Source organism: Williamsia sp. 1135 (assembly GCF_002095395.1).
In the GTDB taxonomy this organism is placed as follows: Bacteria; Actinomycetota; Actinomycetes; order Mycobacteriales; family Mycobacteriaceae; genus Williamsia.
Map to the genome: position 1 here is coordinate 1 of NZ_MJEI01000104.1, position 12,880 is coordinate 12,880.

General features: G+C 64.2%; 12 protein-coding genes and 1 tRNA gene. 6 read left to right on the forward strand and 7 right to left on the reverse strand.

Annotated features, from left to right (window positions below; genetic code table 11):
* Both BFL43_RS22245 and BFL43_RS22250 read left to right on the forward strand, forming a co-directional pair.
* Positions 1-256: transposase (locus BFL43_RS22245; RefSeq protein ID WP_084889703.1), on the forward strand; the 256-nt coding region annotated here is incomplete at its 5' end.
* A complete protein-coding gene (locus BFL43_RS22250) occupies positions 253-1,191 on the forward strand; it encodes an IS3 family transposase (protein WP_084889697.1) in 939 nt (312 codons plus the stop codon). The genes BFL43_RS22245 and BFL43_RS22250, both read left to right, overlap by 4 nt.
* On the opposite strand, the gene BFL43_RS22255 is transcribed toward BFL43_RS22250, so the two are convergent.
* Positions 1,139-2,473, reverse strand: coding sequence for a multicopper oxidase domain-containing protein (locus BFL43_RS22255; RefSeq protein WP_084895211.1), 1,335 nt, complete (start codon positions 2,471-2,473; stop codon positions 1,139-1,141). The two genes, BFL43_RS22250 and BFL43_RS22255, sit on opposite strands and share 53 nt — an antisense overlap.
* A 983-nt stretch (positions 2,474-3,456) precedes the next feature.
* Positions 3,457-4,227: a hypothetical protein gene (locus BFL43_RS22260; RefSeq protein WP_240498422.1), complete on the reverse strand. Its 771-nt coding sequence runs from the start codon at positions 4,225-4,227 to the stop codon at positions 3,457-3,459.
* 97 nt (positions 4,228-4,324) lie between these two features.
* Between BFL43_RS22260 and BFL43_RS22265 the strand changes: the two genes are divergently transcribed.
* Positions 4,325-4,807, forward strand: coding sequence for a MarR family winged helix-turn-helix transcriptional regulator (locus BFL43_RS22265; protein WP_084894898.1), 483 nt, complete (start codon positions 4,325-4,327; stop codon positions 4,805-4,807).
* A gap of 207 nt (positions 4,808-5,014) precedes the next feature.
* On the opposite strand, the gene BFL43_RS22270 is transcribed toward BFL43_RS22265, so the two are convergent.
* The 3 genes from BFL43_RS22270 to BFL43_RS22280 all read right to left on the reverse strand — a co-directional run bounded on the left by BFL43_RS22270 (position 5,015) and on the right by BFL43_RS22280 (position 7,685).
* Complete coding sequence (locus BFL43_RS22270) at positions 5,015-5,494, reverse strand: DinB family protein (protein ID WP_084894899.1); 480 nt, start codon at positions 5,492-5,494, stop codon at positions 5,015-5,017.
* A 308-nt stretch (positions 5,495-5,802) separates the two neighbouring features.
* Positions 5,803-6,447, reverse strand: a complete 645-nt coding sequence (locus tag BFL43_RS22275) for a response regulator transcription factor (protein ID WP_084839109.1) — start codon at positions 6,445-6,447, stop codon at positions 5,803-5,805.
* Positions 6,435-7,685 carry a sensor histidine kinase gene (locus BFL43_RS22280; protein ID WP_084894901.1) on the reverse strand — a complete coding sequence of 417 codons (1,251 nt, stop codon included), beginning with the start codon at positions 7,683-7,685 and terminating at the stop codon, positions 6,435-6,437. Before BFL43_RS22280 ends, BFL43_RS22275 begins: the two co-directional genes overlap by 13 nt.
* Positions 7,686-7,794: 109 nt before the next feature.
* On the opposite strand from BFL43_RS22280, the gene BFL43_RS22285 reads away from it, so the two are divergent.
* Both BFL43_RS22285 and BFL43_RS22290 read left to right on the forward strand, forming a co-directional pair.
* A complete protein-coding gene (locus BFL43_RS22285; RefSeq protein WP_084894903.1) occupies positions 7,795-8,565 on the forward strand; it encodes an ABC transporter ATP-binding protein in 771 nt (256 codons plus the stop codon).
* A gap of 5 nt (positions 8,566-8,570) precedes the next feature.
* Positions 8,571-11,075: an ABC transporter permease gene (locus BFL43_RS22290; protein ID WP_084895215.1), complete on the forward strand. Its 2,505-nt coding sequence runs from the start codon at positions 8,571-8,573 to the stop codon at positions 11,073-11,075.
* A 97-nt stretch (positions 11,076-11,172) separates the two neighbouring features.
* On the opposite strand, the gene BFL43_RS22295 is transcribed toward BFL43_RS22290, so the two are convergent.
* Together BFL43_RS22295 and BFL43_RS22300 are read right to left on the reverse strand one after the other, a co-directional pair.
* A tRNA-Pro gene (locus BFL43_RS22295) sits at positions 11,173-11,246 on the reverse strand.
* A gap of 66 nt (positions 11,247-11,312) precedes the next feature.
* On the reverse strand, positions 11,313-12,308 hold the full coding sequence (locus BFL43_RS22300; protein ID WP_084894905.1) for a metallophosphoesterase: 996 nt from the start codon (positions 12,306-12,308) through the stop codon (positions 11,313-11,315).
* Positions 12,309-12,378: 70 nt separating this feature from the next.
* On the opposite strand from BFL43_RS22300, the gene BFL43_RS22305 reads away from it, so the two are divergent.
* Positions 12,379-12,849 carry a GatB/YqeY domain-containing protein gene (locus BFL43_RS22305; RefSeq protein ID WP_084894907.1) on the forward strand — a complete coding sequence of 157 codons (471 nt, stop codon included), beginning with the start codon at positions 12,379-12,381 and terminating at the stop codon, positions 12,847-12,849.
* Positions 12,850-12,880 lie beyond the last annotated feature (31 nt).

Consider the following 12,880-nt stretch of genomic DNA (forward strand, 5'->3'; position numbering starts at 1 on the left):
CCGTGATGGGGCGGTCCGGATCGTCGAGGAGACGGGTAAACCGATCGCCCAGGTCGCGCGCGATCTGGGGGTCAACGAGGGCACCCTGGGCAACTGGGTCAACCGTGCGCGCGCCGAGCGCGGCGGCGAGGATGAGGCGAGCGGCGATAGTGCTGCCGAGCTCAAGCGGTTGCGTGCCGAGGTGGCCGAGTTGCGGATGGAGCGCGATGTTTTAAAACGATCGGTGGTCCTGTGGGTGAAGGAGGCGACGAAGTGATGCTGGCCCGCTTCATCGCAGAGCAGAGGACCACCTATCGAGTGCCACATACGGTCACGTGCGCGCTGCTTGGCGTGAGTATGGCGTGGTTCTACAAGTGGTTCAAGCGTTCTCAAAAGCCGGGTGCAGCAACAGGATTGCATACCGCGCGTGACTATCGGCGCGACACGGTAGACCGCGCAGTCAAGGTCAAGTTCATGACATTGCGGGGCTTGCATGGTTCCCCGCGGCTGCACGTGGACCTGCGTGAGGACGGGTGGACAGTGAGCGAGAAGACGGTCGCGGATTCGATGCGCCGGCAGGGTTTGGTGGCACGCCGGATCCGTCGCCGAAACGGGCTGACCCGGCAGGACAAGACGGCACCGAAGTTCCCGGATCTGGTGCGCCGGAACTTCACCGCGACGCGTCCGAACGAGAAGTGGGTCGGCGATATCACCGAGATCCCGACTGCGGCCGGGAAGTTGTATCTGGCGACCGTGATCGACCTCTACAGCCGCCGATTGCTGGGTGCGGCCACCAGCGTGCATCCAGACGCACCGCTCGCGTGTGCAGCAATCGAGATGGCGGTGGCCACCCGAGGCGGTAAGCAGGCCATAAGGCGTGACGAGGAGTCCGAACGGGTCATCTTCCACAGTGACCGCGGGTCGACGTACACCTCCAACAAGTTCACCAAGCTGTGCCGTCGGATGGGACTCCGTCAGTCGATGGGCCGCGTCGGGTCATGCTTCGACAATGCCGCTGCCGAAGCGTTCTTCTCTTCCCTGGAGTGGGAGGTACTGTCACGCAACGATTTCGAGACTCTTGCCGGAGCCAAGGCCGGTGTGCTTGACTGGTGTTACGGCTTCTACAACCACGTCCGCCGGCACTCCACGATTGGGATGGTCAGCCCCATCGACTACGAGAACGCTGCAGTCGCGGAGCCCGAAGCCGCATAGAGGAGTCCTCCACGATTTGGGGGGAACCACAGAGGATCTGGAATTGGGTGTCGTGTACGTGGAAGTTGTGTGGCCAGTTGTCGTCGTTGCGGATCGTCCAGACCTCGGTGGTGTCGACGGCTGAGGTGAAGTCGATACGATTCATGTCCATCCGCGCACCGTTGATCATGAACCATTGCAGGTCGAATCGGCGCTCTACGACAGCGGTGGACGGCTCCAGCCGGGCGATGGCGGCGAGCACCGTCGGTAACGCCCGAGATCTTGCGGGCTCCGGGACAGGTCGGAGCTCGAGTACGTCGAAGGAATCGGTCAGGCCGTATTCGGTTGCGGTGTCACGATCGATGTCTGGCTGATCGTCGAACGGATACGCGCGCAGCATAATCGGAGCACCGCTACCGGCCGCCACTACGATCTCGACCCGCTCTCCGGGACTGAGCGCGATCCGAGTCAACGGCACCGCCTCGGTGAGCAGCCCGCCGTCGCTGGCGATCATCGTGAAGTCGTGGTCGCCGGAGAACCCGAGGTTGTACATTCGCCCTCCGGAGCCGTTGAGGATTCGCAGGCGCACCAGTTCGGTGCTCACCTCGAGGTGTGCTCCGGCGACCCCGTTCGTGACGATGGTGTCGCCGAGCAGGCCGGCGTCGGTCGGGTCGGACTCGTCTAGCGCGCCGGCCGCATCAAATCGGCGGTCCTGGATGATCAACGGGATATCGTCGACGCCGTAGGTGCTCGGCAGGTTCAAGGAATCGGCATTGTCGTCGTCGACCAGGAACATCCCTGCCAGTCCACGGTATGCATGCTTTTCGGTGGCCCCATGTGGATGGGGGTGATACCACAGCGTCGCCGCGGGCTGATTCACCGTCCACGTCGGCTCCCACCGTCCCCCTGGCATGACCATCTGGTGTGGCCCCCCGTCGAATCGAGCCGGGATGTGCACACCGTGCCAGTGCACGGTGGTCTCCTCCGGTAACGCGTTGTCGAGGGTGAACTTCACCGTTTCGCCGCGCCGGGTACGGACAGTGGGCCCAAGCACCGAACCGTTGAAGCCCCAGGTCGCGGTCTTCACGCCCGACAGCATTTCGGTGTTTCCGGCTTGCGCCCTGAGCGCGAAGTGCCGGACGCCGGCGGCATCGACGGTCGACTCGGCCAGCGGCGGAATCGGTAGCGGCCGAAGGGAACCGTCCGAGGATGCGGCCGCGACTCCGGCAGGACCGGAGCTCAAATCGAACCGACCGGAGGAGCACCCCGCCGACAGCGCGATCGGGGCAGCAGCCAAGCCCATCAGGAAAGTTCGCCGGGTCAGCGCGTTCCGGACCGATGTGTTCACTGCACTCCTCAATTTCCGTGTGTCGACTACCTCACTGTGAGACCAATTCTTCGCGGTGCAGCCCGCGCGGGTATCCACCCAGAAGTCGCCGACCGGGCCGCAGAATTCCACCCGCCAGCCCTTGTGCCGCAACCGATCGTGTGATAGCCATCCAGTGATGTATGTGTCTGTCGGGTAGAGAGCCACACACCGGCGTCGTCGCTCGGATCCACCGAAATCCCGTTGGCGGACAACAGTCCGTTCTGGCACTGCACACGCGTCCGGCTGGCCGCGGCGATGGTTTCGATCAGGTACTCGGCTTCATTCCCTGCAGTCGAATACCTACTCGTGGTCGAGTATGTCTTCGAGAACTTGTCTGGTGGTGCGCAAATGAGTTGTCACTGCGCGGTTTATGTCCGCAGCGACACTGTTTGGTTGCGGCGTTTGCATGCAGGCTCAGCAGCACATGGGCCTCGGTGCTGGCTAGCGGTGGTGTGGCGATATCGGGCTACCCTCGCGTTCTATAGCAGAAGAAGCCGGTTTCCAGTATTTGGACGACCTCGATGGTGCACTGCTCGATGTTCACGATCTCCGCACGCCGGACGATCCGTTGGACCACAGAGGCTTTCGTCTGTTGCTTGAATGAACCGGACAGAAAACGAATGCAGCGTCCGCTACTGATCGAACGATACGGATGCGATGCCCGTTGGCAACGACGCATGCGGGGCATGACTGAGGCCACGGAAGGTGCTAGGACTCAGGCGGATAGCGACCTAGTTGAGCGAGCACTTCCAGGAGTAACCGAGCGCCCCTGACACCCATTGCGTAGTGGTCGACAGCGACGGTGGTCAGCGGGGGTAGACCAGGTCGTTGAAGCCGACGATTGCGGTGCAGTCGGCCGCTGAGGACTAGATCGTCCTACCTGCCGAGCTCTTGCGTTGGGCGGACCGGGCCAGGGTTTAGAACTTGACGGCAAGATCTTGCCGCGCGAGTCGGCGCACGCCCCAGAAATAGGTCACGAGCGGCATCGTGCACCAAAGGAGGTTTAGTAAGACGAACTTGATCCACATCTCGGCGGGGCTTGCAACGTTGGCCATATCGTTGGCTATCTCAACGCCGAAGTACACCGCGGGCAGGGTTACCTCGACGATCATCCCTCCCATGATGAGCGACAACTGGGTGCTGGTGAACCGCTTGCCGTTCCTGAAAAACCGTACAAGCGCATACAATTCGAATGCACCCACGAAAACCGCGACCCATTCCAGGGTGATGACGAGAGGGTCGCCATTGAGGTACCGCGCGTCGCCGCCGAGGAGGATGGGCGACCACATGTAGGTCCACAGAGACTCGTTGAGCACCCCTTCCTTGATCTGGTCGTAGAAGAACAGCCAGGGCAGTTCCCAGATGAAACGCGGGGTGAGCGCGATGAAGACCCAGACGATGATCATGGAACCCAGGCGCTCGGACCTGGTTCGGTCACGTTGACCTGGCAGGGGCATCCAAGGCAGCGCGAGCGCAGTTATGAACGCGCCGATGACGAGGATGACCAGAGTCGTGGATGTGATCGTCTGCGACACCCCGACGCGTGTCTCGAAAAACCAGAAGATCGGCTGGATGGCGAAGAAGAAGGCGACCACGCCGAACAGCGCCTTCTGCAGGGATGAAAATCCTGACTTCACCGGAGAATGGTCATCCCTGGTGGGGGTCGATCTGGTCATCGAACGCTCCATTGGTGTCGGCCCACAGGCCATAGTTAACTTCATTAATCATTTTGTGGCTTCACCATAACCGGCTCGGGAGTCGTCGGTCTACACTTTGCTCAGACCAATGACTAACGACGATGACGTAGATGCGCTCGAACACGCGGTCACGGCTGCGATGCTGCGTGTATTCGACAAAGTTCAGCGAACCCGCAAGCTGACAAGGGATTACGGCACGGGAGACCGTCTGACGATGGTCGAAGCCGAAGTGTGTCACCTCGTAGCGTCCGTTGAGGAGATCTCTCCCAGCGACCTCGCTGACCGGATCGGCGTCAGCCGGCCGGCAGTGTCGCAAGCCTTGAAGAGGATGCGCGCTCATGGCTTGGTTACCGTGGAACAACTACCCGACAACGCCAAAGCTCGCACCGTGCAGGTGACTGACACGGGTCAGATCGTTGCCAGCGGTGTAGGCGAAATGCACCGGCAGATGGCTGAGGCGGTCTATGCCGGCGCCGGGAACAACCTAGACGCCTTCCTCGCACTCTTCACCAGACTCGACACATTCTTCGCTCGCGTCATTGAGGACTCATCCCAAGACGAGATCGACTAGGTTCGTCTCTGGCGTCAGCCCCTCCGAAGCGGAATCGACCGTCGAACCTCGAGCAGCGCAAGAGCTGGTTAGCGCTTCGTTGCGTCACTGGTGACGAAAATGGTTGAAGCGCAACCTTTTATGCCGATAACTAGGTTTCGTCGGGTAGAGTCGGGCCGTGGGAAGGCTGCGCGGGAATTTAGGCTACTACGGCGGCCCAGGGGGTGATTAGAGCGACGTTCTGCTGGCGGACGGGTCGGCGAGTATCTGTTCGACCAGGATGTCGGCGTGGCCCGCGTGCCGTGCGAGCTCTTCGATCATGTGAAGACCTATCCAGCGGAAGGTCACTTCGCCGCGTCGGTAGTGAACGAATCGGTCGGTCGGGTCAGGCCCTTGCGCGATGCGTCGGGATCGTTCAGCCACAGCTGCGAACTCCGCGATCACGTCTGCGAGCGTCTGATCGGGATCCACCAGCCAGCTGCGGTCGTCGCCAGTTGCGTATCCGTCGCACTCGGCTTCGGCAAGGCCCGCGACGGTGCGTTGGAACCAGACCCGCTCGGCCGCGGCGCAGTGCTTGACAAGTGCAATCGGGGTGGTCAGCGAGGGTACCAAGCGGGATCGGCTCTGAGCATCCGTCAAGCGAGCCACGGAGTCGATCAGGGCCGTGCGGTTCGCATCGAGGACAGCGGCGAGCTCTTCGTCAATCATTGTCAGATTCTATGGCCATAGGTCGGCAAGCAACGAGCGCTGGAGCTTGCCTGGAGCTATATCCCTTGGACGTGTGCGACCCGAGATTCGAGTTACGTTCCGACACTGGTGGCGAAACAGGTTGCAGCACAATGGGTTACGCCGACAGTCGGTAATTATGTCGCTTCAACGCGTCTGGGGTGCTTGGGCATGCCAAGAAATACCGCTGGAACAACCTGTTACAACTATCTCTGTGTGACTGACAACTCTAGTTGCCTACGGCAAGGCGCTTGGGCCGTTTCAATTCGCACTCACCACGCAGACGTCGTTCAGGATCTGAGGTGGGCGAGCACGGCAAGGACCCGCCGATGGCCGGTGTCAGACGTGGCCAGTCCGAGCTTGGCGAAGATGTTGCCGATGTGCTTGCTCACGGCTGTGTCGCTGACCACCAGTTTGCGCGCGATGTCGGCGTTGCCGAGTCCTTCGGCCATCAGCCGAAGCACCTCCGATTCGCGAGGAGTCAACGACCGGATGGGGTCGTCGGCGCGGCGTCGGCTCATCAACTGCGACACCACTTCCGGGTCCATCACGGTGCCGCCGGCCACCACTCGTTCGAGTGCGTCGACGAACTCTTCGACCTTGCCCACCCTCTCCTTGAGGAGGTACCCGACACCGGCCGCACTGCCTGCCAGGAGTTCTCCGGCGTATCGGTCCTCCACATAGGCAGACAGGACCAGTACCGGGAAGTTCGGGATGCGCCGGCGCGCCTCGATGGCCGCTTTGAGTCCTTCGTTGGTGAAGGTCGGCGGCATGCGCACGTCGAGTACCGCACCGTCGGGCGGGTCGGCATCGAACGACGTCAGGAATTGCTCGGCGTCGGCGACCGCGCCAGTCACTTCGATGCCGACACTGCGCAGCAGCAGCGCCAGGCCCTCACGCAGCAGGGCGTCGTCCTCGGCGATCAGAATCCGCACGGTAGCTCCACTTCGAGTGTCGTCGGCCCGCCAAGTGGGCTGTCCAGGGTCATCGTTCCCTCGAATGCTGCCACCCGCCGGCGGATACCCCTCACACCGCTGCCCGCCGATTCGTCGGCTCCTCCGCGGCCATCGTCGACGACTTCGATGATCATCGTGCTGCCCGTCGGCCCGCTGCGCGTGCTGATGGTCAGGTGCACGGTGTCCGCACCACTGTGTTTGACCACATTCGTCAAGGCCTCGGCCACCACGAAATACGCGGCGGCCTCGACTGCGGCGGGCGCACGATGCAGGTTGCGCACGTCGAGGATGCAGGTCACGGTGGAGCGTCCGGCCAGGGCGGCGACCGCACCTTCGAGACCGAGTTCATCGAGGATCGGCGGATAGATGTCGTGCACCAGGGTGCGCAGCTCCGACAAGGCATCGGATGCGGCATCCTGGGCCCGAAGAAGCTGGGGCAGTGCCTGATCCGGATCCACGCGCAATGATCTCTCGGCCAGTCCCAACATCATCACCACGGCCACCAATCGGTTCTGGGCACCGTCATGCAGATCGCGCTCGATTCGCCGTAACTCCGCCGAGTGGGCATCGAGCGCGGCTGCCCGGCTCGCGGTCAGCGCCGAAACCCGCTGCGACAACTCCGTTTCGCGTGTCGGAGCCAACAAGGTGGTCGCCAGGGCCGCGATGGCGCGGGCCATCGCGGGGATCAACCACCACGCGATGCCCGCGTACGCCGCAGCGATCAGCGGCATCGTCGCGGCCAGCGGCCACGACGTGACGAGGTAGATGTTGCCGACCGGCTCGTCCTCTGGCATGGCCCACCAATATGCCGGGATCACCAACGAATTGACCGCAGCCAGCGGAAGGACCACTGCCACGAACCCCGCAACGAGGGCCGTGAAGCCGTGAACAGTTACCCAGGCGAAGTCGCGGCGGACAGACCGAGACGCGAGCAACGTCCGCACGTCGGCGAAACCCGGCTGGTCGGCCAACGGCGGATAGCGGTCAACGATCACCGCACCCGTATAGGTCCCGGTGCGTCGGCGTGCCTCGCCGGCCCAGAACCGCAGCATTCGCACATAGGGCGGGACCAGCAACCACCCGACGACCAGGATGAGCAGTGCAGCAATGAGCAGCCCGGCGACGACGAAAGCCAACGACACGACGGCGGCTGCACCTTCGACCATCAAGAAACGGCACGCCCGCCACCATGTCGCGACCCGCGCGCTGCGTTTCATCACACCAGGATGCCGCAACGTTGCCGCATTGACGGTATAGCTGGCTACACCTTTGGTCCGGTGGTCAGCGGGATGGTCCGTACGTCCGGCAGTTCATAGCGTTGCTGTCATGACTTCCTTCGCTCCAGTGCATCCTCCGCAAGCCCCGGTGTCGCAACCGGCGCTCCGTCTCGACAACGTCACGAAGTCCTATGGGGCGGGGAGTGCTCGGGTCACCGCGCTCGACGCCGTCAGTCTCGCCCTTCCGGCGCAGGGCTTCACCGCGATCATGGGTCCCTCCGGCTCAGGAAAAAGCACCTTCCTGCACTGTGCTGCCGGGCTCGACCAACCCACGAGCGGTGCGGTGTGGATGGGCGACACGGAGATCAGCGCACTCAAGCCGAAGGCGCGGACGATGTTTCGGCGCGACCACGTGGGGTTTGTCTTCCAGGCCTACAACCTGATGTCGTCACTGACGGTCGAACAGAACGTGACGCTGCCCCTGCTGCTGGCCGGGCGCACAGCCGATCGCGGTCACGTCGGGCAGATCCTCGAGTCGGTGGGCCTGTCACGCATGAACCGGCGCCGGCCCGCCGAACTCTCTGGCGGACAGCAACAACGCGTTGCCATCGCTCGGGCTCTGGTCACCCGCCCCGGGGTCATCTTCGCCGACGAACCGACCGGTGCGCTCGACAGCCGTACCGGCCAGCAGATCCTCCTTCTCCTGCGCGACGCCTCGAGGGAGCTCGGACAGACCGTGGTGATGGTGACGCACGATCCGATTGCTGCCGCCCGGGCCGACCGCGTTTTGTTCCTCGCCGGCGGACACTTTGCCGGTCATCTGGACGCTCCTACTGCCGGGGCCATCGAGAAGTCGCTGACCGACCTCGGGCAGTGGTGACCACAATGAAATCTGCAATGGGCGGCATCGCTGTCGCAAACCTCCGCAGCCATCGCAACGGCTTCACCGCAGTGTTCATCACCGTGTTCTCCGCCGCTCTGCTCGTCTGTGCGCTCGGAGTGCTCTTCGAATCAGGAATCCGCGGCGGTGCCACACCCCATCGCCTCGCCGGCGCCGACGTCGTGGTCGGTGGGCCGCAATCGCTCGCAGTACCCGAAGATCTGGACCAGCCGTACGGCGAACGAGTGCGTCTGCCCGCGTCCACGGTCGGCGAGTTGGCTGCACTCCCGGATGTGGAGTCGGCCGTCGGCGACATAAACGTCCCGCTCAGCGACGACAGCGGACGCGTGTTCGATGCTCACGGCTGGTCGTCGGCCTCACTTGCGCCCTACCGCATCATCGGGGGCAACGCACCCACACGGGGGGATGAGGTGGTGACGACCGACCCTCAGATGCTCGGTGAGCAGGTGATGCTTCGGCACGGAGGCGTGGGGAACTCGTACACCGTGGTCGGTCTGGCGTCCACCTCGACGGCAGAGCCCAGCGGGCGTCCCACCACCATCTTCACGACCGACGAACGCGCGCAGGAACTCTGGCCGCATTCGGACACCGTGGCAGCCATCGGCCTCATCGCCCGCGAGGGCGTGGACTCTGCGGCGCTGGCCTCGCAGGTCGGGACTCAGCTGCGCGGCCTCGACGTCGACACCTACACGGGCGCCGCTCGCGCCGACGCCGAGTACGTGGACATCGGAGCCGCACGCGGCGAACTGGCTGCGCTGTCTGCCGCGGTCGCAGGCGTCGCCCTGATGATCGCTGTATTCGTGGTGTCGAGCACGCTGTCGTCGTCCATTCAGCAGCGACGCCGCGATTTTGCGCTTCTGCGATCCATGGGCGCCACACCGAGGCAGGTTCATCGGCTGATCGGCGCCGAAGTGTGGGTGGTCTCGGGCGTGGCCGCTCTGCTGGGGGTCGCGCCCGGCTATGCCCTGGTGGCTGTCCTGCGCCACCAATTCGCCGAAGCCGGGATATTGCCGCCGGACTTCTCCCTCGCAGTGGGACCTGCTCCCGCCCTCGTCGCTGTCGTCGCGGCAGTCGTGACGGCCAGGATGGCCGCTGCCATATCCGCCCGCCGACCGGCGCGCCTCGATCCGGTCGACGCGTTGCGTGAAGCCGCAGTCGAGGCGGCGGCACTCGGCCGAACACGCATTGTGGTGGGTGTGCTCACCGGGGTCGGTGGGTTGATCGCCTCCCTGGTGCCGGCTTTCGTCCCCGGACCGGCCGCCATCGCGGGGGCAGGCAGTTCGGCCATCCTGTTGATCATCGCGGCAGCGCTTCTCGGACCCGTCCTGGTGTCCGGTGCGATGCGCGCGTTCTCCGGACGTATGGCCCGCAGTGGTTCCGCGAGTGCGGTGCTCGCGGCAGCCAACCTCAGCGCCCACCGACGCCGCCTGGCATCGGCGATCATGCCGTTGGCATTGGCGATCGCCTTCGGATCGGTGCAGTTGTTCAGTCAGAGCACCTTGCTCGCCGCGGCCGAAGAACAAACGGAGCGCGGAACTCTCGCCGATATCGTGGTGACCGGACCTGCCGGTGTCGACCCGCAACTGGCCGCAACCATCGCGGCGATGGATTCGGTGAGCGCAGCCAACCCGGTCAGCCGCAGCCAGGCCTTGTTCACCAAGGACATGGCTGACGCGCCCGTCACCGAGGTCTATTCGGTACAGGGCATCGACACCGGGGCAGCGGCATCCACCCTGGACCTCGATGTCCGCGAGGGCGATCTGGGCCAGCTCGCCGCGGGGACGGTGGCGCTGAGCCGCGATGCCGCGGCAGCGATGAGCGCCGACCTGGGCGACACCATCACCGTGCGGCTGGGCGACGGTGCCGTGGTGTCGGCGACCGTGATCGCCACCTACAACCGCGGATTCGGGTTCGGGGACATCACGCTGCCCGGCACCCAGGTACGCGAACACACCACCAGCGGACTCGTGGACCACATACTGGTGTCGGCGGCGCCGGGACGTATCGACGATGTCCGGCGCGCCATCGAAGCGACAGGTGGCGTAACAGCCCTGAGCAGCAACGAGTTTGCCTCTGCCATCGATCAAGAACAGCGAGAGCAGGATTCGGTCACCCTCGTCGTACTGGCGGTGTTACTCGGGTTCCTCGGTATCGCGGTGGTCAACACCATGGTGCTGATGACCACTGACCGTCGTCGCGAGTTCGCCTTGCTGCAGCTGGTCGGAGCGAGCACCCGCCAGGTGCGCGCGATGATGCGCAAAGAGTCGTTGGCAGCGGTGGCCTTGGCGGCGACGATCGGCACCCTGGTCGCCTATCCGCCCTTGGCCGGAATCGCGATCGCCGTGTCGGGTGCGCCTTTCCCGACCGTCTCGGTCTGGACGTACGCCGTGCTCGTCGGCGCCGCCACGCTGGTGGGATTCGTGGCGATCACCGGCACGGCGCGGCGGGTCGCCCACCGCGATCGCGATGCCCTCGGCATGGGTGCCTGACACACGGGAGACGAGTCAGCGCCTGACGCACAAACGAGGAGACCCCGACCCGGTTCCCCGGATCGGGGTCTCACTGCTTGTGTCTCAACCAACACAGTCGGGGTGGCGGGATTCGAACCCACGACCTCTTCGTCCCGAACGAAGCACGCTACCAAGCTGCGCCACACCCCGTGATCTATCAGCCTGGAGAAGCTTACCGCAGTCCGCGAAAGGGATTAAATCGCCTGGTCAGAGACCTCAACTGGCCTCGGCATTGACCGGTGGCAGCGAGTCTTCGTGGTCGTACTCGGCATCGCCGTTCTTCACCGGTGTCAAGGTCAGCAGAGTCGCTTCGGGCCGGCAGCAGAAGCGGGCAGGCGCGTACGGCGAGGTACCGAGTCCGGCGCTCACATGAAGCTTCATGGACGCACCCCATGCGGACGGCCCCTTGACCCGCGAGCGGTCGAGCTGGCAGTTCGTCACCAGGGCCCCGAAGAACGGCAGGCACAGCTGGCCCCCGTGGGTATGGCCGGCCATCACGAGGTCATATCCATCGTCGGCGAACTTGTCGAGAACACGGGGCTCAGGGGAGTGCGTCAGACCCAGGCGCAGATGCGCTAGCGGATTGGGGCGGCCCTCGATGGTCTCGTAGCGGTCCCTGCCGATGTGCGGATCGTCGACGCCGGCAGCGGCCACCCGGACCCCGGCGACCTCGAGCTCACGCACCGAATGCGTCGCGTCGAGCCAGCCGCGTTCGGTGAAAGCGGCCCGCAGGTCCTGCCAGGGAAGTGGCTCGCCGTGGGTGCGCTGGTGATTCTTCTTGAAGTACTTGAACGGGTTCTTCGGTTTCGGTCCGAAGTAGTCGTTGGAGCCGAACACGAACAATCCGGGCACGGCCAACAGACCGCCGAGCGCCTGGACCACCGCGGGTACGGCCTGCGGATGAGCGAGGTTGTCACCGGTGTTGATCACCAGGTCGGGTTGCAGGCCGGCCAGCTCCTGCACCCAGGCCTGCTTGAGTCGCTGGCCGGGCATCATGTGCAGGTCGCTGATGTGCAGGACGCGTAGCGGGGTGGCGCCGGGTTCGAGAATCGACAGTGTCTGATGCCGCAGCGCAAAGGCGTTGCGTTCCACCAGCGTTGCGTACGCGATGCCGGCCACACCAGCTGCCGCGACACCGGCGATTGCCTGCGTTGGGGTCGGCGCCGCGATCTGCGTCGCGGCCCGAGGAGCGCTTTTCCGTGCCTGAGCCATTGCAACAGAATACGCTCGCGGCAAATAAACCGGTGCGGAGTAGGCGGCGCACCGGCGTAACTTGAGCTATATGCCAACTATCAAGGAGCAGATCCGCGCCGATCTGACGACGTCCATGAAAGCCCGGGACACCGCCGTCACCGGGACCCTGCGGATGATCCTGGCCGCCATCCAGGCCGAAGAGGTCTCCGGCAAGGAAGCGAAAGAGCTGACCGACGACGACGTGCTGAAAGTACTTGCCCGCGAGAGCAAGAAACGCGCGGAGGCGGCAACGGTCTTCGCCGAGAACGATCGCGAGGAGCTGGCGGTCAAAGAGCGCGCCGAAGGCGAGATCATCGCGCGTTATCTGCCCAGCCAGCTGAGCGATGACGAGCTCGATGCGCTCGTCGACAAGGCCTACAAGGCGGTCGCGGAGCACAACGGCGAGGCGCCGACCATGAAACAGATGGGCCAGATCATGAATCAGGCCACTGCGCTGGCAGCCGGCGGTGCCGACGGCAAGCGACTCTCGTCAGCAGTCCGCGCCAAGCTCCAGGCGTAGCCCGGTATTGGTGGGTTGTGGCGAACCCCAC